This window comes from Chryseobacterium sp. SG20098 (genome assembly GCF_031844745.1).
GTDB lineage: Bacteria > Bacteroidota > Bacteroidia > Flavobacteriales > Weeksellaceae > Chryseobacterium > Chryseobacterium cucumeris.
In genome coordinates this window covers 1,390,755-1,410,886 of sequence record NZ_CP134622.1, presented here as the reverse complement: position 1 = coordinate 1,410,886, position 20,132 = coordinate 1,390,755, and the positions used below count along the sequence as shown (strand labels likewise).

The window sequence follows — 20,132 nt, the reverse complement described above, 5'->3', positions numbered from 1 at the left end:
AAAAATATTAATTAATGTGCATTAAAAATACATATAAAATTGCATAGAATAAAATAATTTTAACGTTGGTGAATTATTTAAATGAATTTGCATTCTACTCCTATAATATCTGAAGATCATTAAATTTCTCTGCCCCAAATTTGTCCTGAAACTTTTTGAGATAAAAGCTTTTTCGCATTTTAAAATCATGTTTCAGCAAAGGAGAATCAATTTTGATTATGATACATTCGTTTTCAATATTCACACTTTTGATTTCATTGAAAAGACTTTCATCAAGATATTCTTCAAGGAAATCTTTAATGTCAAAAGCAACTAGTTTGTGTTCAAAACCATAAATTCTGGCAAAAGATTTTACCAGTTCGGAGGATTGATATTCACGTTTTTTCTTCTTCATAGTTGGGTTTCGGGTTTCGGGATGCGTGATTCGGGTTTTTGGGTTGCGTGGTTTTGGCTTGGGGATTTATTTTTTTACTGAAGATTATTTTTATTCCAATTTTCTATGACCCATTTTTTATAAATGTTGTTTTTTCCGCATAATGTGTTGTATTCATTTCTTAATGTCTCAAATTCTAAGGAAAAATTAGGATATAATATCATGATTTTTTCCAGATGGTTGATTGTTTCATCATTACTCGCATGGCTGTAAATCAGGAAGCGAATGTAGTCATTCCTATAAGTTGATCTACCATAGCCTTCAACAATATTTGTAATGACTGAGTCTGAAGACCTTCTTTACTGACTGCCTAATTCAAACAGTTCATATTTAGGCAGAAGCAGGGAGGCTTTATGGGTTTTTAAAAATAAGTCGAAAGCTATTTATAAATATCCAGATTTCTATAACTCATATCATTTATGTTTTTAGGATCTTAAGTTAAGACAAAAAACGGTTTGATGATAAAGAATATTAGTCTTTTACTTCATATCTACATCCACACTTATTTACCTGCATTTAATACCTCGTAACTCGCATCCCGAACCTCTTACTAAACTTCAAAAATAATACTTTCTTCATTTATTTTCTTTACCACACTTTCCGTACGCTCTCTATGCGTATCTGTGATAAAAATCTGTCCAAAATTTTCCTTGTTAACCAGTTCAATCAACTGAGAAACTCTGGTATCATCAAGCTTATCGAAAATATCATCAAGCAACAGGATAGGAGTCTTTTTGGTGAGTTCTTTTACAAGACTCATCTGAGCCAGTTTTAAAGAGATCAGGAACGATTTCTGCTGTCCCTGTGATCCGATTTTCTTGATTAATATATAATCCATTTCAAAAAGAAGATCATCCTTATGAATTCCTTTTGATGTGTAAGTAAGCATTCGGTCCCTTTCAAGGCTTTCTTTTAAAAGTTTTTCAAAAGAATCTTCCAGCAAATGAGATTCATAAATTACTGATACGCTTTCTTTTCCACCAGAAATAATCTGATAGAAATTCTGAACAATAGGGTTGAGCTGCTCTACAAATTCTTTTCTTTTCTTAAAGATTTTAGTCCCGAATCTGCTAATAGGCTCATCATAAATTTCCAGAGAATCTTTGTCCCAGGTTCTGTTCTTGGCAAAATATTTCAGTAAAGCATTTCGCTGCTGAATTGTTTTCTGATATTGGATGAGATCAAAAAGATATTCTGAATCCGTCTGAGAGATCATCGCATCCAGAAACTTGCGTCTGCTTTCTCCGGAATCCGAAATAAGATTAGAATCGTAAGGTGATATCATAACACTTGGAAGGTATCCAATATGATCTGCAAGCCTTTCATAGCTTTTATCATTCTTCTTGATCACCTTTTTAGCTTCCTTGGGCTGGGTGATTCTGATGATATCCTCACTGTCTTCATTCTGAATTTCAGCATCAATGGTAAAAAAGTCTTCCTCTTGTTTAATATTGTTGAGGTCCGTATTTCCCAGAAAGCTTTTTCCTACGGATAAATAATGCAAAGCATCCAGAATATTGGTCTTTCCTACGCCATTATTTCCCACAAAACAGTTGATTTGCGGGGAAAATTCAAACTTTTTCTCAGAATGGTTTTTGAAATTGTAGAGGGAAAGCTTCTTGATAATCATTCATCAAAAATACTCCATTATTACTAAAAATAAAAAAGGAAGTGCCGAACAAGTTTCCACTCCAAATGAGAAATAAGCGTCATCTCTTTTATTATCAGAGAAGTAGATGAGAATATAAGTTAGAATGCTGGCCATAAAAAAAGCAAGCGCATATTCCGAATCAAGATAAAAAGCAGAAATGATACTGCTGATGAAAACAAGTGCATAAGCAATGTACTTGGTATTTTGTACCCCAATCAGCATAGGAAAGGTTTTTACGGTATCGCTGTTCATATCACGGATATCAAAAGGAAGCACAAGCGCGGTGATAAAGAAAAAACTGATCAGAAAAATAGGTATGCTGAATTCAGGAAGGGTAAGCCAGCAGTTGACCAATGCCCAAACCAAACCTACATAAAATACTTTCAATAAAGGAATTTTCCGGATATAAACATCAAGAAAAAAGCTATTATAAAGCAACCCCAGCACGACAATGACAAACCATTTCAGAAGTCTTATTCCATTATGATTATGAATGATTAAAAAAGCACAGATGATTCCTGCAATGGCGTTGATGATCACTATTCTGAAAAAATACCTGGTATATTGATATTTAGTATACAGATAGCCACTGAAATAAGTGATGAAAATAAGTGCAAAAGTAGGGAAACGGAATGTGTTTTGCTCTTTCATGAAAAATACTGCAAAAAGAGTTCCCATAAGAGAGACATAAACCTGGCTGTCTATGACGGTTTTTTTCAGTATTTTTAAGATGTTCATTTATCAAAATTAATATATATGAAAAGATTTTCCAAGATTTTTCTGCTTTTGCTTGTAATGCTGAGCTTTTCAATGGTATCCGCACAGAAATATTACGATACCCAATGGAAAAAAGTAGCTGATAACAGTGTGAAAGGAGCTTATAAATCTAATCTTCCCATTATTTTAGACATACAAAAACAAGCCATGAAAGAAAATAATGCCTTCGAGCTGATCCGTTCTCTGAAAGCGGAATTCAGTATTGTAAACCAAACTGTTGACGATGACCAGAATGATGCTGCTTCTCAGTTTTTCAAAAAAATTAAAGAGGCAGAAGGTAAAATAAGCGGAGACGGAAAACTGGTGTACAAAGTTCTGCTGAATGGCTTTTTTATGGATTATTATCAACAGGATTCATGGAAAATAAACGGAAGAACCAATATCAATTCGCAGGATGTTTCTCAGATTGAAACCTGGAGTAAACTTGATTTTAAAAATTACCTGACTAAAAATTTTCAGGAGCTTGATCAGGAAAAACCTGAAATGAGAAAGATCTCGTTGGAAAAGTATAAGAATATCTTTTCAGAGACAGGAGACTTTGCCTATTTTCCGACATTGGCGGATTGGTATGCCGTTAAAAAAATAACGTTTCTATCTGAAAATAACATTTTTACCAAAAATGAGCTGACCGCCAACCGTACAGCAATCAATGCAATGTATGATGAACTGATCGAACAGAATACGGGAAATCCAAAGTTGTATTTCATGAAAGAAAAGATAACGGAAAACTGTAATTTCAATCATTGCAAGGATAAACTTCAGCAGCTTTTGAAATCTAATATAGAGGGAGATTATAAAGTGTTGATTATGGGAGATGTCATGGATGAACTCACTAATCAGAAGAAACCTAAAGAAGCTCTTGCATTAGCGGCACAAGCTAAAAGTGAATACCCGAAATCTCTTTTTCTGGAGAATATCAAAAGCAAAGAAGCACAGATTGTCAATCCGTATCTGACTTTAAAATATGAAGCACAGACGCAGAATAATCTTCCGATTCACTTTGTAGTACAGTATCAGAATGTATCAGAATTTACTCTGAATATTTATGAAGTAAAAGACGATTTTACTTCGTTAATTCGATATGTTCAGGATTCATATTCAGATACTTTTAGCAAACTAAAGAAGAATCTTGTAAGGAAGGAAACATTCCAGCTTCCGGATCCTAAAGATTATCAGAGTCATAAAACTTCTTTGGAAGTGAAACCCCTTCCTTCAGGAGTGTATGTCGCAGAATTTACAGTTGCAGGAGCAGATATGAAAGATACAGACTCCAGACATAATTTATATTTTCTGGTTTCCGGAAACAAGATTATTTATCAATCCAAAACGGATAGAAGCCCTCTTTCCGACGAGTTGAAATTGGTGAATAGTGAGAACGGTAAGCCTTTGGCTAATGAAGGGCTTCGGTTTTATGAATTTGTTTCCAATAAGACTCTAACTAAAATTGAGGGAACAACCAATGCCAACGGAGTATTTAAGCTTCCTGCTACAGACAGCAAAGAATATTACAGAACATTCCTGATTCAACAACCTAAAACTAATGATTTCCAGATCATGCAGGTGTACGGAAACAGAGGATATGCCGATGATTATAATCCAAATAAACAAACGCGTTCAACGGCTCAGATTTTTATCGACAGAGGGATCTATCGTCCCGGACAGACTGTTTATTTCAAGGTGATCAACACCAGAATGAATAAGGAAGTTGAAGCAGTTCTTTCAGGACTAAAACAAAAAATCACTTTATTAAATACCAATAGTGAAGAAGTTTCTTCACAAGATTTTACCACTAATGAATTCGGTTCTTATCATGGAAGTTTCATCCTTCCAAAAGGAAAACTGAATGGTAATTTTTACTTGAGAATAGAAGGGGAAAGTGCTGGATATAAAAATTTCAGGGTAGAAGAGTATAAAAGACCAAAATTTGAAGTAACCTTTGCTCCTGTTAAAGAGGAATACAAATATGGCCAGACTATAGAACTGAAAGGAAAAGCTGTTATGTTTTCCGGTGTTCCGCTGAGTAATACAGCCGTAAACTATGAAATCAAAAAACAGAATATCCGATGGAGATATTTCAGCTGGTATCCGCAGAATGATGATAATGAAAACTCGATTCTGGGCGAAGCAAAAACCAATGAAAAAGGAGAGTTTACGATTCGTTTGGAACTTAAAAAAGATGAAAAGCTGGAAGGAATACAGATTGATAACTATGCAGTGAGTGCATCTGTTACAGATATCAATGGAGAAACACAGACGGCTGATACCCAATTGAAAGTAGCTTCTGTTTCTCATTACATTCAGGCAGAAAATATCAGCAATACTTTTACAGACGAAAATGTAAAAGTAAAGGTGGAAACCAAAAATTATAACGATCAGAATCTTAAGAAGCCATATCAGGTTAAGCTATCAAAACTGACCGCTCCTGACAGAATTTTCAGAGATAATTTCAAATCTGATGTTCAGAACCTTCCGAAATATTCAAAAGAAGAATTTATCAGCAAATTTCCACATGATCTTTTTGATAAAAATGATGAGATCAAAAACTGGAAAACCGAAAAAGTATTGATTGAAAAACAGCAGCAGCCATCCGCTGATAATTCTCAGGCAGCAGCAAGTCTTGATTTAGGAAAACTGGAAGCAGGGGATTATGAACTTGAACTTTTCAATATTGAAGGAAAAGATACCATCAAAACTTCACAGTATTTCAGTGTTTGGGATAAAACCGCTTTAAACCCCACTCAAAAAACTTTTCTTACAGTGATTGCTCCGAAAGAACAATTGCCAAGAGGTGAAAAAGCTAAAGTATATGTGTTCTCGGCAATTCCTGATGCACTGGTGAATGTTTTTGTGCAGGATGGATCCGGAAAAACCGTTTCTGAAGTTCATCAGATGAAAAAGGGAATATTAGAATACACGGCTGAGATTCCTAAAGATAAAAGTGTTTCAGATCTGAACCTTCAGTTCCAGCTGGTAGCATTTAATGATGTGAGTACAGAATCTGTTTCCTTAAAAATAAAAGACACAGAAAAACCTTTAAAAATTGAAACCGTAACTTTCAGAGATAAGCTTGAACCTAACACTAAAGAAAAATGGACGGTAAAAGTAACCGGAAATGACAAGGAAAAGATCAATGCTGAAGTATTGGCCAATATGTATGATATGTCTTTGGATCAGTTTGCTAAAAACACGTACAGCTGGAGAAAATTATATACTCCATTTGTAATGGTGACTTCTTATGGAATCAGAAATTATCTGCAGCAGCAAAACTACCAGAAGAGATTAAAGTATTTTGAAGACAGATATATAACTGTTCCTCAGTTTAACTGGTTTGATGGAAATTATTATTCAATTTCAAGGGAAACTATAGTAGGATTTAGCAATCAGGAAGGAGTGAAAGCTCCGGCGTATGCACCACCTCCGTCACCAATTGCTGGGGCGAAATTTAAAACAGCAAGAGCTGCCGTTGCAGAAGATAGAATTGAGGTGATGCAGAATGTAGTTCCTGAACCTCTAAAAGCTCCAAAAATGGACGCAAGAAAAGCGGCTGCAAACGAAGAGGCACTGGATAAAATAGCTGTTCGTCAAAACCTGAACGAAACGGCCTTCTTCTATCCGGATTTGAAAACCGATTCAGAAGGAAATGTCAACTTCGAGTTCACCTCTCCGGAAGCACTGACCAAATGGAAACTGATGTTCCTTGCCCATACAAAAGATGCAAGAGCAGCTACGTTGGAAAAAGAAGTGGTAACGCAGAAAGAATTCTCAGTAACGCCAAACTATCCTAGATTCCTGAGAGAAGGAGATGAACTGAATCTACAGTCGAAATTATCCAATCTTACCGATAAAAAACTAAATGGTTCGGCCGAATTACAGATTCTGGATGCCTTTACCAATGAAAATATTTCTTCGAAGTTTGGAGTCACTTCCGGAGTACAAAACTTCAGTCTGAACGAAAACGGAAGCAGTGCATTAACATGGAAATTAAAGGTTTCGGATGATGTTTCTTCTGTTATTTTCAAAGTAGTGGCTAAAGCAGGTCGGTATTCTGACGGTGAGCAGCAAGCTATTGCTGTATTGCCTAACAGAATGATTGTGACGGATGCTGTTCCGGTTTTTGTGAAAGAAGGCGAAACCAAAACATTTGTGTTAGACAATCTTAAAAATAATACGTCCACAACGGCTTCCAATGTTTCCAATACGCTGGAACTGACAACCAATCCAATCTGGGAGATCATGTTTGCCCTTCCAGGTCTGAAAAATGATCAGAATAACTCTGCAGATGTGATCTTTAATAAATGGTTTGCAGATGTTTTGGCTTCGGAAATTTTCAAAGCCAATCCGAAAATGAAAACAGTTTTTGAAGAATATCAGAACAAAGGACTATTACAATCAAATCTGGAAAAAAATCAGGAGTTGAAACAGTTATTGCTTGAAGAAACTCCTTGGGTATTGGAAAGCAAAAATGAAGGCGAGAAGATGCAAAAGCTGGCATTGCTGTTTGATGTCAACACGATGAAAAACTCCATTAATCAGGATTGGGATGATTTCAAAAAACTACAAAATCCTGACGGTGGATTCTCATGGTATCCCGGCTACCCAAGTTCTTACGGAACGTCATTGTATATCCTTAAAAACTTAGGAAAAATCAATTCATGGCTAAAAGATAATGTGAAGGATTATCAAAATGCAGATCAAAAAGTACTTGTTGCTAAATTGATCCAGTATGTAGATAATGAGGTGAATAAATATTTTGATGCAAAAAAAGGAAATGTCTGGAACAATTGGACGATGGATTATCTTGATACCAGAAACTACTGGGAGCAGCAATATTCTTTAAAAGGAAAAGGAGCTACCCTGAAAACGCTGGTAAAGCAAAAAGCCAAGACAGCTAAGATCACAGATTTTACATTCTTCGGACTTCACCGTGCGGCATTATTGATGAACGATTATGGTCTGAAAGAGGTATCAGATAAGTTAATGACTTACCTTAAAGAAACTTCCACAGATACCAAAACACAAGGAGTCTACTGGAAACAAAACCTGAATGATTGGGGATGGTTTGGTTCCAAAGTAGTTAACCATGCCGGAGCACTGGAAGCTTTCAACAAATTGAAAGCTAATGATCAATCTTTTATTGAAGATATGAAGATCTGGCTGGTAACCCAAAAAGAAGTCAACTCATGGGGAAGCTCAAGAGGAACAGCTGAGGTGATCTTTACCATTTTGAATTCAGGAAAATCATGGACGGGTACAGAAAGTGATAAAGCAACGATTGTTTGGGGTGGAAAAGAACTGGCTCCTCAGACACAGGCAACTGGTTATGTAAAATCAACCGTGAAACCGGAAGCTATAGATAAAAATTTAGCCACCGTAACGGTTACAAAACCTGGTCCCGGAATTGTGCAGGGAGGATTGTTCTGGCAGTATTACGAAGATCTCGATAAAATTAAATCTTCTGAAAATTATATTTCTGTAACGAAAGAACTTTATAAAAAAGTGAAAACGGTAAACGGAGAAGAACTTCAGAAAATCTCAGTGGAAACCCCATTGAAAGTGGGAGATAAAGTAACCGTAAGAATGATTCTGAATACAGACAGAGCGATGGAGTTTATTCATATTAAAGATATGCGTGCAGCAGGATTTGAGCCTGTAGATGTATTATCCGGATATCAATGGAAAAATAATCTGGGCTACTATCAGTCGACCAAAGATGCTTCTACCAATTTCTATATTCAATATATGCCGAAAGGAAAATATGTATTTGAATATGATGTATTAGCCAATGCATCCGGAAAATTCTCCAACGGAATTACAACGATGCAGAATTATTACGCACCGCAGATGAATGCCCATACAAAAGGAAGTAATGTAACAATTTCAGAGTAACTGATGAACATAGAAGACTGTAGTAATTTTTTTTACTACAGTTTTTTATTTCTAGATTTTTAATAAAAATAGAATTAAATCGAAAACCAAACAATTGTTTAATTTGGAATGGTTTTTGGAATTAAGATAGTAGCAATTAAAAAAATTATTAAAAGATGAAATTTTCTAAAACTTTAATCACAGGATTAGTATTAATGGCTGGAGTAAATGCTTTCGCACAAAAGAAAGCAGAAAAGTTTGAAAAACTACAGATTGAAATGTTCCCAAAAGCAAAAGAAGGATATAAGCAAGTATATATTCAGCTTCCCGTAGCAAAAAATGAAAACGATTTAAAAGTTGAACTTTTTGTAGGTGCTGAAAAGATGTTAGACTGTAATAACTATTTCTTAATGGGAGAAATGAAAACTCAGGACCTTCAGGGATGGGGATACAACTATTATGAAGTAGAATCTAAAGGGGAAACGGCAGGAACACTGATGGGCTGCCTGGATAAAAAACAGACTAAAAAGTTTGTGACTTTAAAACCTGAAATTGTAAGGTATAACAGTAAACTTCCATTGGTATTCTACGTACCGAAAGACATTGAAGTTCGTTACAGAATTTTACGCCCTGATGCTGCCATGAAAAAAGCAGTTCAAAAATAAATCAGCTTATTATAATGATACAGAAAACTCCTCACAGCGATGTGGGGAGTTTTCGTTTTTTTCAGGGTAAAATAATTCGTCATGTCTTTGCTAAGTGAAACGCCCTTGCGAACGAATTCAAAGCTATCAACAATGCTTTTGCGAAGACTACGTTGTACTTTAGGTTTCGGCTAAAGCCAATTGAAGTTTTGTTTTTTATTAAACAGGCTAAAGCCCGTTCCTATTAAATATTGTTTTTCACAGATTTTATAGATTAAGAAATTTATTATACAAGCCTATCCATCCAGTTTGTCATTGTGAAGGAATCCAAATTCCAAATTCAGAATGATTTTTCCAGAGAATGTTCTTTTCTTCCTTTGTTTCCTGAAAAAAGTGTCGTAAAAATAATGCAGAAAAAGTAGAGTTAAAATTTTTTTCAGGTTTTCTAGTATTTAATTAACATTTAAACGACTCCGACAAAACTTTATTTTATAAGGTTTTAAACTTAAACATATTTTAAACTTACTTTAAATTCACTACCTTGTTGAATTATCTTTAAGTATTTTATCTTTTTTTGCATTATATTTGTTATAAACATAAACCATGAAAAACAATTTATTGATTTTTACGTTTAGTTTTTTTGCTTTCCCCGCTTTTGGCTGGGCACAGTCTGCGCCGGATTTTAAAGAACTTCTGGATAGTGCTATGGTTCGGGACTCGAACCTTAAAATGCAGATTACCCAAAATAAGCTTACCGATCTTGACGAGCACAAACTGAAGGATATCTTTCTTCCAACCCTGGAATTGAGCGGTCAGGCCGGTTATCTTAACGGAACAGCAAGACTGACGTCCCCGGAATTCAATCTCGCTCCCTTTATCAATATTCCCGAAGGGACTTTCAACAATAATTTCAATGTATCCGGATTTTCAGGTATTGCCAAGGCAGATGCCAAAATGCTGCTGTATTCAGGAGGAAAGGTGAAGTACATGAAAAAAGCGGTGGAAGAAAAGAAAAAGTCTGAAGATATCCTTCTGGAAAAAACAAAAGATGAGGTGATTGCCACCATTTCCAAAGCCTATGATCAGTTAGCATTGATTCATCAGTCTAAAAAGGTTCTGGATGAAAGTAAAAAAAGATTGGATATCAACCGAAAAACAGCTGATAAAGCGCTTGGCTATGGTTTGATAACGCCTTATGACCATAAAAAAATTGAACTCGCCCAGGCTACTCTGGATGCAAAAATGGTAGAATATGAAGGGAAAAAAGAACTTCTTCTTACCCAGCTTTATATTTTGACAGGGATTCAAAGAGAAAGGCTCAGAATGATTGATCCTGTCTTATCTCCTGTAGAATTGCTGGCTGCAGAAAAAGGGATTGAACAGAGAGCAGAAATCCGTGCACTGGAACATGGAATCAGTGCGGCAGACTATAAAATAAAAGCAGAAAGAACGTGGATGATTCCTAAAGTACAACTGATGGCTTCTGCCTATTATATCGGATTGTACGGGAACAGAATAAAATCTTCGGAAAATGTAATCCCTGCTGTGCCAATTCTTGGATATGAAGGGAAAAAGCTGGATTGGAGACCCAATAATATCAATGTATTTCCATTGATTACTGCGGGGGTTGGTTTTAAATGGGAAATCTTTGATGGTAAAGAAGGAAAACATGCTGAAGAAACTGCCAAAGTAGGAAAAGAAGTATTGCAAAATCAGAAAGAAGATGCTTTGAAAAAGCTGACATTGAATCTTGCCAATAATCAAACCAATTATGATATCGCTTCTGCGCAGATTACCCTGAAAGCCAAAGAAAAAGAGCTGGCTAAAAATGCACTCGTACAGGCAGAAAAAGAATTCAGATACGGAATGAGCAAATCTTCACAGCTTATTGATGCCGAAAATGATCTGGAAGTTGCAGAACTGGAATATCAGAATGCCATTTTCAACCAGAGAAGAGCGGGAATAGAACTGATGAGATCTACCCAGGAACTGGATATCACCAAATTTTATTTAATCCCTTAAAAATTTAAATGATGCATAAAAATATATCTATACTCTTCGCTGCTCTGTTTTTATTGGGGAGCTGTGACAAAAAAAACGAGAAAATCAAAGATCCGGAAGGGAAAACCAAAAAGGATGTGATCTCTTTTGCCCCTAAAGTTACCGGAAGGATTCTGAAAATATATGTTTCTGAAGGTCAGACTGTGAAAAAAGGAGATACCCTGGCTCAGCTTGATGTACCGGAAGTTTCTGCAAAAATTGCACAGGCGCAAGGAGCAGTAAGTGCGGCTACGGCTCAGGAGCAGATGGCAAAAAACGGAGCGACAGCCGATCAGATGCGACAGCTTCAGGCCAAATATAAGGGATTGAAGGAACAATATGAATTTGCTCAGAAATCATACAGAAGAGCCAATAATATGTTCCGCGACAGTTTAATGTCTCCACAGGCCCATGACGAAATCTATGCAAAATTACAGGGCGCAAAGGCACAATATGATGCTGTAGTGGCAGAATTGGATGATGTGAAAAGAGGAACCCGTTTCGAAAAAGTAGAAATGGCCGCCGGACAGGCATCACAGGCTAAAGGCGCTTTACAGGAAGCAAATGTAGCCTATTCCGAACGATATATCATTGCCACCAATGATATGGAAATTGAGACCATCAGCTTAAATACGGGGGAACTGGCAACTGCTGGTTTTGCTCTGTTCAACGGATATATTCCGGAGAGTACGTATTTCAGATTTACCATTCCTGAAAGTGCTATTTCAAAGTACAAAAAAGGGCAGGAGGTTACCATGCAGGTAGTCTATAACAAAGAAAACCTGACAGGAAATATCGTATACATTAAGCAGTTGACAAAGTATGCAGATATCACTACGGCTTACCCGGACTATCAGTTACAAGACGCTATCTACGAGATCAAAGTAAAACCCAAAGACATGAATAAGGCTAAAAATATTTTAGTCAATGCCAATGTAATCCTGAAATAAATTGAAAAGGACTGATGAAGTTTCCTGAATTTCATTTCGTTCTCCACTTATAAAAATATACAGATGAAAGAATTTTTCCGTCTTTTGAAACGTGAGTTCAAACTTTTTATCGGCAATTCTACCTTAAGGACGGTGTTCTTTTTGGCACCGGTTTTCTATGCCACCTTGCTGGGGTTTGTCTACAAAAGCGGAAAAGTTGAAAATACTCCTGTTTTGGTTGTTGATAGAGACAATACACCGTTATCCAACCAACTGACGGAAATGTTGGATGATAACAAAAGCATCAAAATTATCAGATATCTGCAGGAACCTCTCAGTATTAAAGATGAGGTGATCCGGCATGAGGCTGCTGCGGTAGTAATTATTCCCTCAAGATTTGAAGGAGATATGCTGCAGAAAAAATATCCGGAACTGAATGTTTATATCAATACAGGGAACGTTTTAACAGCAAATTTCGCATCGAAAGCACTTCAGCTGACCATAGGAACATTTTCTGCCGGAGTTTCCATCAAAGCTCTTCAGAAAGCAGGAATGCCCGCTGTAAAGGCTGCAACACAATACGAACCTTTCAAAGCCAATTATATAACCCTTTTCAATACAACCGGAAACTATCTGATCTTTATGTGGCCTGCAATGCTGGCAGTAGTGTTACAGCAGGTTATTTTATTAGCAATGGCAGTGAGTTTTGCTGCAGAATTCGAAAGAGGATCTTTTGTGAAAGAATATTTGAAAATGAAAAAATGGGCCTTCCCGACCATGTTGATTAAAGTCATTCCGATCTGGGTGTTTTCTGTTCTTATTGTAGGTATTTATTACTTTATGCACATGATTTTCCATGTTCCGATGCCGGAAGGAATACTCAATTTTATTCTCCTCACAGCGGTATTTGTGGGATCGGCTTCATTTTTGGGAGTATTCATCAGTATTCTGATTCCGGATGCTTTGAAGGCGACACAAATCCTGATGGTCATTGCTTCGCCGGCTTTCATTATCAGTGGTTTTACATGGCCTTTAAATGCAATGCCTGCTTTTGTACAGTTTATCGCGAATATTATTCCGTTGGCTCCCTTTTTACAGGCTTTCAAGATCTTATTGATTCAAAAAGGTTCGGTAGAGCTTACTTTCCCATATCTGAAACACTTAAGCATCCTTTTAGTAATATATGCGATCATAGGCTGGATTGCTTTAAAGATCAAACTATGGTTTATTTTCAAAAAATCTGCACCCCAGGAAATTACAACTGAGGATACTTCTCGGGAAGAGATAGAGTAGTTTTTGGTTAATTTGTTGCTGGTTTTTAAGTTAGAGGTTGATATGATGCTGGTTTGCTGGTTACTTTTGTAGTATATAGGCTGGCAGATGATCAGTATCTATACCCAACAAATTAAAGAGCAGGGAAAAATATGTAAAAAATAATCGAAAAATAGCCGAAAAACTTTCGAACTCGAATCCCGTACCCCGTAACTCGTATCTCATAACAAGCACCTCTCAATTTTTTCATTCAACAATAAAATCAAACAAAAAAACTGATATATTTGTCCATAGTAAAATAGAAATTATATGGAAAATGTATTTGATGCAAAAGATGCTCAAAACTATATAGATAGGATCAACAAATTGGTAGAAGATACTCACGGTTTGTGGGGGAAAATGACAGTAGACCAAATGCTGGCACACTGCTGTATTACCTATGAAATGATCTATGAACCGGAAAAACACAAAAAACCGGGAGCCATTGCAAAATTTATACTAAAAACTTTTGTAAAACCTAAAGTAGTGGGAGAAAAAGCATATCCAAGAGATTCTCCTACCGCTCCACAGTTTTTGATTACCACCAGAAAGAATTTTCACGAAGAAAAAACAAGACTGATTGGTTTTATCCAGAAGACTCAGCAGCTGGGAGCAGATGCGTTCGATGGTAAAGAATCTTTTTCTTTTGGTAAACTGAATTCCCAGGAATGGAACAATATGTTTGCCAAGCACCTGAACCATCACCTGGCACAATTTGGCGTTTAAATACACTTTGTATGAAAAAACTTTTATTACTTTTCATTTTGGCTGCCAATTTTGTATTGGGTCAGATGCCTGATATTTCCAATACATGGCTGAATAACAGTAAACCTTATATAGGAACCATTGGAAATAAAGGCCAGGAACTGAAACTGAAGATCAATATCTCTGAGCAGAATAAAAAAAATGATCAGGAATATTTTGTTTCAGGATATTCTCTTGTGGATACCAGTTATGCAAAATTTGAAGGGAAAATTACCATTTCAAAATATAAAGATTCCAAAAAACAGGGAACCGTATACGGAGAATATGAGCTGGCAGAAGAGAATAAAGGAAAACATTCCGGACTTTTCAAAGGGAAGTTTGTCTACAATTTCAAATGGAACAGAAAGACAGAGAAAATTGAAGAGCAGCACATCGAACTTACAGGCGATTGGAAAAGTTATGACGGAACCATTGAATTTAAGACCCATCTTAAAAATCAGTAAAACAACCTCATTATCTTCGACTTAACAATACCCCAGACCTCGGGGGCTTACTTTAAAAACTTACAAACATTATGAAACTAGGCGCATTTTCAATTAGCTTAAGCGTAAAAGATCTTCAGAAATCAAAAGACTTTTACGAGAAGCTTGGGTTTACAACTATGGCAGGAACAGAAGCACAAAACTATCTGATCATGAAAAACGGTTCTACACTGATAGGCCTTTTTCAGGCAATGTTTGATGGAAATATGCTTACCTTCAATCCGGGATGGGACGAAAATGCACAGAATCTGGAATCTTTTGATGATGTGCGTGAAATTCAGAAAAGATTAAAAGAAAACGGAGTAGAAATCGGTAGAGAAGCCGATGAAACCACCTCCGGGCCGGAACATATCTATCTGAAAGATCCGGATGGAAATATGATTCTTATAGATCAACACAGATAATAATTAAAAACACATTGATGATGAGAACATTTAAACGTATTTTTTTACTATTAGCCACATTACTAATCATTTTGCTGATTTGGGCTGCTTTTATTCCTGGTGACTGTCAATATGAAAAATCGATTTCGATTAATGCACCTGTGGAAAAAGTATGGCAGAATACCAATACCCTTAAAGCAATGGATCAATGGAGTCCATGGAATGATCTTGATCCGGGTATGAAAAAAGAGTGGACGGGAACAACCGGGCAGCACGGAGAAAAAGTTTGCTGGGACAGTAAAAATAAACAGGCAGGAAAAGGCTGTCAGGAATTGGAAAAAGTAGATGAAGCTGGTAAAAGAATAGATACGGCAATCAGATTTCTTACCCCTTATGAAAGTGAAGCAAATGCTTACGTAACAGTAGTTCCGGAAGGAAACGGAAGCAAGGCAACATGGGGATTTACTTCTGAGATTCCTTATCCGTTTACCTTGATGAAGCTGTTTATGAATATGGAGGATGCTGTTGGAAAAGATTATCAGAAAGGGCTTTCAAGATTAAAAACCTTATCTGAAAAACCTCAATAAAACAAACTCAACTTAAAAAAACAAAACAATTATGGCAACAGTAAACGTTTACCTGACATTCAACGGAAACTGCAGAGAAGCATTCGATTTTTATAAATCTGTTTTCGGGGGAGAATATCCTTACATAGGAACATTTGGAGAGATGCCGCCAATGGAAGGAAAAGAAACACCTGAAGAAGATAAAAACAAAATCATGCACGTCTCTCTTCCGATCTCTAAAGAAACGATTTTGATGGGAAGCGATACAGGAGGAGAGTGGTCTTCCAACTTCAAGGCAGGAAACAACTTCTCTATTTCTGTGAATGCAGAATCTAAAGAAGAGGCAGACAAATTATTCGGTGGTCTTTCTGCAGGCGGACAGGTAACAATGCCAATGGCTGATACCTTCTGGGGAGCTTATTTCGGAATGTTCAGCGATAAATTCGGAATCAACTGGATGGTAAATTATGACGATCCCGCTAAAATGCAGCAGCACCCATAAGATTCATATTGGAGTTCAAAATATTCAAAAACCGACAGATAGCTGTCGGTTTTTTTAATGATTGACTGTAAGTAATTTATAAGGAATTGCTTTATTTCTTTTTAATAATTTTGTAGCTTCCTGACGCTGTTGTGATGAGGTAAATTCCTTCAGGGAGTTCACTTATATCAAACTGATTTTTATCTTTTTCAGCTGCTGCAGATTTCATCAGTTTTCCAGATTGGTCGTATAATGAAACTTTTTCGTTTTTCCTTAGGTCATCCATATAGAAGATACCGGTAGTTGGATTCGGATAAATATTCCCTTTGCCTTTGAGTGAATTTTCTGAAGTTCCCAGTGTGGAAATTTTTGTCCATGTAAATGCATCCAGGCACATATAGACATATCCTCCGGTGGATTGCAGCTGGATTTCATCAATGGTAGTATTACTGTTATTCTGATTATTTAGGGTGGAAAGATCAATCAGGGTAAATCCGTTGTTGATGCCTGTCGTTCCCGTAGTTGCATTAAATGTAGTATTAAATCCGGATGTTTTTGTGGTGGTGAACTTTGTAACTCCCCCTAATTTTCCCGTAATAATAAGTGTTCCTGATGAGGTAGACTGGTTTAAAGCAGTATTGCTTAAAAATACCCAAAACTTTGACACCGTGAATGCAGAATTGCTTTTAACACTGAAAGAGGGAGAGCTGATATTGGTTGTTCCTGTATTGTCGATATAGACATTATCATTAGCTGTTCCGTTCCAGCCGGTGTTTGGATAATTGCCCTGAATTCTGAAAGTTCCGGCCTGTGATACGATATTGAAAGTATATCCGTTGCTGGTAAAGCTTGTGCTGCCGCCAGATGAAGTTTCAAAAGTCACAGTAGTTGTCTGTGCACTGGTCATTGTAATATTGCTTAAGAAAGCAAAGATTCCAAAAAAGATAATTTTTTTCATGATACAGATTTTTTAATGTTTAAAGAAGATCATAAGCTTCCCGTACTGTTGATGTGCTCATGAGTTTTTTTCTGTAAAGGATACCACAAAGTAACCGAGAAATACAAAGTGACAACAGCGTATTAAAAACCGAATTGAAAAACAGGTAGAAATACGCAATTTCGTTGGTTTTTATTATTATAATTTTGAAAAAAGAATATTATATTAATTAAAATGAATGTATTTCACAGTATGGTTAGTTTTTTTTCATAACTTGTAATGTGTAGCTGAAGTAACTTATTCTAAACCTATTATATAATTTAAAACGAGAAAAACTATGGAATTACCTAAACATGCAGTCTCATTAGATGATGCTAAAAAATGGATCAGCAATTGGCAGAATACAAAAATTATCGATGGAACATCTATCCGGGCTCATCTTATTCCGGCAAAGGATGTTCATGATATTTTTATTGACGACAAAGGATTTGCGAGATATCGGGGTTATAATGCCATTACCGATGAAGGCGAATTTAAATTTCTTCTGGTAGGAGTAGATGCAGATAACAATGATATTGTAAACTATGACAATGGAGATTATGTCTATGATATGACCACACCTTGTCCAAGCGTATGTTCTGCTGCAAAATGGTGGAACCTGTAATCTGAAAACTGGAGATCATTGGATCACTGGATTGAAATATTGTCGTTAATAGGAAAAGGCATTCTGCTGATTAATCTGGCAGTATACTGTATAGGCTTTTCCGGAGGAGGAAAAGCCTATACATACTTCATCAGCTATTTGGCCTGGATATTACTATGTGAAATTGTTTTCTATGTATTGAATTCACAGAAGATTAATAATCTGTTTTTTTCACATTATTATCTGATAGGCCAGTTTTTGTTACTGGGATTATTCTTTCATGAAATTGTAACGGAAAAATACCAGAAAAAAACAGCACGTACACTTTTAATTATCATTCCCGTAGTTCTTGTTATACAGTATATCATATACCCCGAAAAGTATTATGTTTTTAATCTTTTTGAAATTTTTGTTACGTCTTATTCAATCATAATTCTGGCATTATTTCATTTATATAATATACTGGATACCCAAAAGAAATACAATTATATAAGCCTGGGACTTTTACTTTATCTGATAAGCAGTACTGTAATATTTTTGTCCGGAAACCTCTATACGGTGATGAATAGAAAACTGCATAAAGAGATCTGGGTTTTCAATGTTGTTATGTTTATTGTGTATCAGATTTTTATTCTGATAGATTATCTGTCTTCCCGCAAAAAAAATGTGTAATTACTGTTATGATTTTACAAAATGAATGAGAATACAATTATTTCCACTATCGTTTATACCTTTCTGGCATTTACCTTACTGGCCGTCACCCTGATCATATTTTATTATTTTTCGAATAAGAAGATAACAAGAAACCTTATTCAGAAAAAAGAACTGGAGGTGAGATATGAGAAAGATCTTACCCATGCTATCATCAGTGCTCAGGAAAAAGAAAGGCTGCGCATTGCTCAGGATCTGCATGACGATATCAGCTCAAAACTCAGTGTGGTTTCTTTAAATATCCATCTCCTGGATTTTGATAATCTGACAAGAGAAGAATACAACGATCTGAAAAATAAAATTATACATCTGGTCAACAAAACAGCAGAAAGTGCCAGACAAATCTCGCATGATCTCCTTCCTCCGATTTTAGAAAAATTTGGACTCCATGCTGCAATAGATGCATTGTGCTCAGAAATTAACCTGTCCAAAACCCTGCAGGTTACTTATTCCAACAGTTTATACTTTGCAAAAGCAGAAGAAGAAAAAAATTTACATATCTTTAGAATACTTCAGGAGCTCATTAACAATTCCATAAAACACGGAGAAAGTACGCATATTGATATAGAATTTTTTGGGAAAGACGGAAAAAATACCTGTCTCTACAAAGATGATGGTAAAGGATTTAATCTGAATGAAAATACTTTGAAAGAAGGATTAGGCTTAAGAAATATCAGAAGCCGTGTAGAACTGATCAATGGAACACTGAAAATTGAAAGTGAAAACAATAAAGGAATTACCGTAGAATTTACATTTTAAATCGTTATAAAATGGAAAAGGATATAATTCGTGTCATAATTGTAGACGATGAAGCGCTCTTTCGTCAGGGAATTTCATTGTTGATACAGAGAGAAAAAGATATTGAACTGGTAAGTGATTTCAGCAATGGGAAAGAGCTGCTGGATGAGCTTGTAACCCTGGAAGAACTGCCCGATATAATCCTGATGGATCTCAATATGCCTGAAATTAACGGAGTAGAGGCAACCAAACAAATCCATATCAAATATCCCCAGATTAAAATTATTGCCTTAACGAGCTATAACACGAAAGCATTTATTGTCAATATGATACAGTCAGGGGCCTGTTCCTTTCTTAAAAAAAACTCAAGTCCAGCTGAATTACTTACTGCAATCCGTGAAGTACACAGCAAAGGTTTCTTTTATAATAACGAGGTAATGGAAGCTTTACATCAAAACCTTACAGAACCTAAAAAGAAAGTTTCCAGTATTTTTGATGCCAATCATATTTCCAAAAGAGAAAAAGAAGTATTGGAACTCATCTGCAAACAATACAACACTTCTGAGATTGCTGATCAGCTTTTTATAAGTTCCAGAACCGTTGAAGGACATCGAAACAGCCTTCTGCTTAAAACAGGAGCCAAAAATACTGCAGGCTTAGTGGTATATGCCATAGAAAGTAAAATTGCAGATATGAATTATTTAAAAGATAGGTTCGAATAAATAGTCATATAGCTGTTTTCATTAAAAATTAATTGAAATTTATATTTTCTGATT

General features: G+C 35.9%; 19 protein-coding genes. 14 read left to right on the top strand and 5 right to left on the bottom strand.

Features of this window, described 5'->3' with window-relative positions; genetic code table 11:
* Positions 1–100: 100 nt before the first annotated feature.
* The 4 genes from RHP76_RS06500 to RHP76_RS06485 all read right to left on the bottom strand — a co-directional run bounded on the left by RHP76_RS06500 (position 101) and on the right by RHP76_RS06485 (position 2,822).
* Positions 101–394, bottom strand: coding sequence for a hypothetical protein (locus tag RHP76_RS06500; RefSeq protein WP_062671740.1), 294 nt, complete (start codon positions 392–394; stop codon positions 101–103).
* Positions 395–468: 74 nt separating this feature from the next.
* A complete protein-coding gene (locus tag RHP76_RS06495) occupies positions 469–702 on the bottom strand; it encodes a four helix bundle protein (RefSeq protein ID WP_311230253.1) in 234 nt (77 codons plus the stop codon).
* Between the two features lie 281 nt (positions 703–983).
* Positions 984–2,063 carry a DNA replication/repair protein RecF gene (recF, locus tag RHP76_RS06490; protein ID WP_120231662.1) on the bottom strand — a complete coding sequence of 360 codons (1,080 nt, stop codon included), beginning with the start codon at positions 2,061–2,063 and terminating at the stop codon, positions 984–986.
* A 3-nt stretch (positions 2,064–2,066) separates the two neighbouring features.
* Positions 2,067–2,822, bottom strand: a complete 756-nt coding sequence (locus RHP76_RS06485; protein WP_216444334.1) for a UbiA prenyltransferase family protein — start codon at positions 2,820–2,822, stop codon at positions 2,067–2,069.
* Positions 2,823–2,840: 18 nt separating this feature from the next.
* Between RHP76_RS06485 and RHP76_RS06480 the strand changes: the two genes are divergently transcribed.
* The 10 genes from RHP76_RS06480 to RHP76_RS06435 all read left to right on the top strand — a co-directional run bounded on the left by RHP76_RS06480 (position 2,841) and on the right by RHP76_RS06435 (position 16,348).
* On the top strand, positions 2,841–8,747 hold the full coding sequence (locus tag RHP76_RS06480) for an alpha-2-macroglobulin family protein (RefSeq protein WP_311229763.1): 5,907 nt from the start codon (positions 2,841–2,843) through the stop codon (positions 8,745–8,747).
* 155 nt (positions 8,748–8,902) lie between these two features.
* The gene (gene eco / locus RHP76_RS06475) at positions 8,903–9,391 is read left to right on the top strand and encodes a serine protease inhibitor ecotin (RefSeq protein ID WP_034699598.1); all 489 of its coding nucleotides are present in this window, start codon (positions 8,903–8,905) and stop codon (positions 9,389–9,391) included.
* 582 nt (positions 9,392–9,973) lie between these two features.
* Positions 9,974–11,392, top strand: coding sequence for a TolC family protein (locus RHP76_RS06470; protein ID WP_120231659.1), 1,419 nt, complete (start codon positions 9,974–9,976; stop codon positions 11,390–11,392).
* An 11-nt stretch (positions 11,393–11,403) separates the two neighbouring features.
* Positions 11,404–12,360, top strand: a complete 957-nt coding sequence (locus RHP76_RS06465; RefSeq protein WP_120231658.1) for an HlyD family secretion protein — start codon at positions 11,404–11,406, stop codon at positions 12,358–12,360.
* A gap of 63 nt (positions 12,361–12,423) precedes the next feature.
* Positions 12,424–13,632 carry an ABC transporter permease gene (locus RHP76_RS06460; RefSeq protein WP_311229762.1) on the top strand — a complete coding sequence of 403 codons (1,209 nt, stop codon included), beginning with the start codon at positions 12,424–12,426 and terminating at the stop codon, positions 13,630–13,632.
* A gap of 288 nt (positions 13,633–13,920) precedes the next feature.
* Complete coding sequence (locus RHP76_RS06455) at positions 13,921–14,376, top strand: DUF1569 domain-containing protein (protein WP_062671753.1); 456 nt, start codon at positions 13,921–13,923, stop codon at positions 14,374–14,376.
* Positions 14,377–14,387: 11 nt separating this feature from the next.
* Complete coding sequence (locus RHP76_RS06450; protein WP_311229761.1) at positions 14,388–14,858, top strand: hypothetical protein; 471 nt, start codon at positions 14,388–14,390, stop codon at positions 14,856–14,858.
* 71 nt (positions 14,859–14,929) lie between these two features.
* Positions 14,930–15,301 (top strand): VOC family protein, encoded by a 372-nt coding sequence (locus RHP76_RS06445; protein ID WP_120231655.1) that lies wholly within the window; start codon positions 14,930–14,932, stop codon positions 15,299–15,301.
* A gap of 17 nt (positions 15,302–15,318) precedes the next feature.
* The gene (locus RHP76_RS06440; protein ID WP_280210312.1) at positions 15,319–15,867 is read left to right on the top strand and encodes an SRPBCC family protein; all 549 of its coding nucleotides are present in this window, start codon (positions 15,319–15,321) and stop codon (positions 15,865–15,867) included.
* A 31-nt stretch (positions 15,868–15,898) separates the two neighbouring features.
* Positions 15,899–16,348, top strand: coding sequence for a VOC family protein (locus tag RHP76_RS06435; protein ID WP_034699621.1), 450 nt, complete (start codon positions 15,899–15,901; stop codon positions 16,346–16,348).
* 91 nt (positions 16,349–16,439) lie between these two features.
* On the opposite strand, the gene RHP76_RS06430 is transcribed toward RHP76_RS06435, so the two are convergent.
* Positions 16,440–17,285, bottom strand: a complete 846-nt coding sequence (locus RHP76_RS06430) for a T9SS type A sorting domain-containing protein (RefSeq protein ID WP_062671763.1) — start codon at positions 17,283–17,285, stop codon at positions 16,440–16,442.
* A 316-nt stretch (positions 17,286–17,601) separates the two neighbouring features.
* On the opposite strand from RHP76_RS06430, the gene RHP76_RS06425 reads away from it, so the two are divergent.
* Genes RHP76_RS06425 through RHP76_RS06410 form a run of 4 tightly spaced genes read left to right on the top strand, consistent with a single transcriptional unit; the run spans position 17,602 to position 20,078 of the window.
* On the top strand, positions 17,602–17,928 hold the full coding sequence (locus RHP76_RS06425; RefSeq protein WP_062671765.1) for a hypothetical protein: 327 nt from the start codon (positions 17,602–17,604) through the stop codon (positions 17,926–17,928).
* 18 nt (positions 17,929–17,946) lie between these two features.
* Positions 17,947–18,579, top strand: coding sequence for a hypothetical protein (locus RHP76_RS06420; protein ID WP_062671767.1), 633 nt, complete (start codon positions 17,947–17,949; stop codon positions 18,577–18,579).
* A gap of 21 nt (positions 18,580–18,600) precedes the next feature.
* Positions 18,601–19,377: a sensor histidine kinase gene (locus tag RHP76_RS06415; RefSeq protein WP_120231652.1), complete on the top strand. Its 777-nt coding sequence runs from the start codon at positions 18,601–18,603 to the stop codon at positions 19,375–19,377.
* A gap of 11 nt (positions 19,378–19,388) precedes the next feature.
* Positions 19,389–20,078, top strand: a complete 690-nt coding sequence (locus tag RHP76_RS06410; RefSeq protein WP_202839383.1) for a response regulator transcription factor — start codon at positions 19,389–19,391, stop codon at positions 20,076–20,078.
* Positions 20,079–20,132: the final 54 nt, after the last annotated feature.

Bases quoted from the DNA above. Each gene is read 5' to 3' on its own strand.
- eco (WP_034699598.1), top strand. From the start codon at position 8,903: ATGAAATTTTCTAAAACTTTAATCACAGGATTAGTATTAATGGCTGGA.
- recF (WP_120231662.1), bottom strand. From the start codon at position 2,063: ATGATTATCAAGAAGCTTTCCCTCTACAATTTCAAAAACCATTCTGAG.
- RHP76_RS06460 (WP_311229762.1), top strand. From the start codon at position 12,424: ATGAAAGAATTTTTCCGTCTTTTGAAACGTGAGTTCAAACTTTTTATC.
- RHP76_RS06410 (WP_202839383.1), top strand. From the start codon at position 19,389: ATGGAAAAGGATATAATTCGTGTCATAATTGTAGACGATGAAGCGCTC.
- RHP76_RS06500 (WP_062671740.1), bottom strand. From the start codon at position 394: ATGAAGAAGAAAAAACGTGAATATCAATCCTCCGAACTGGTAAAATCT.
- RHP76_RS06440 (WP_280210312.1), top strand. From the start codon at position 15,319: ATGATGAGAACATTTAAACGTATTTTTTTACTATTAGCCACATTACTA.
- RHP76_RS06470 (WP_120231659.1), top strand. From the start codon at position 9,974: ATGAAAAACAATTTATTGATTTTTACGTTTAGTTTTTTTGCTTTCCCC.
- RHP76_RS06445 (WP_120231655.1), top strand. From the start codon at position 14,930: ATGAAACTAGGCGCATTTTCAATTAGCTTAAGCGTAAAAGATCTTCAG.
- RHP76_RS06465 (WP_120231658.1), top strand. From the start codon at position 11,404: ATGCATAAAAATATATCTATACTCTTCGCTGCTCTGTTTTTATTGGGG.
- RHP76_RS06450 (WP_311229761.1), top strand. From the start codon at position 14,388: ATGAAAAAACTTTTATTACTTTTCATTTTGGCTGCCAATTTTGTATTG.
- RHP76_RS06435 (WP_034699621.1), top strand. From the start codon at position 15,899: ATGGCAACAGTAAACGTTTACCTGACATTCAACGGAAACTGCAGAGAA.
- RHP76_RS06485 (WP_216444334.1), bottom strand. From the start codon at position 2,822: ATGAACATCTTAAAAATACTGAAAAAAACCGTCATAGACAGCCAGGTT.
- RHP76_RS06430 (WP_062671763.1), bottom strand. From the start codon at position 17,285: ATGAAAAAAATTATCTTTTTTGGAATCTTTGCTTTCTTAAGCAATATT.
- RHP76_RS06480 (WP_311229763.1), top strand. From the start codon at position 2,841: ATGAAAAGATTTTCCAAGATTTTTCTGCTTTTGCTTGTAATGCTGAGC.
- RHP76_RS06455 (WP_062671753.1), top strand. From the start codon at position 13,921: ATGGAAAATGTATTTGATGCAAAAGATGCTCAAAACTATATAGATAGG.
- RHP76_RS06425 (WP_062671765.1), top strand. From the start codon at position 17,602: ATGGAATTACCTAAACATGCAGTCTCATTAGATGATGCTAAAAAATGG.
- RHP76_RS06415 (WP_120231652.1), top strand. From the start codon at position 18,601: ATGAATGAGAATACAATTATTTCCACTATCGTTTATACCTTTCTGGCA.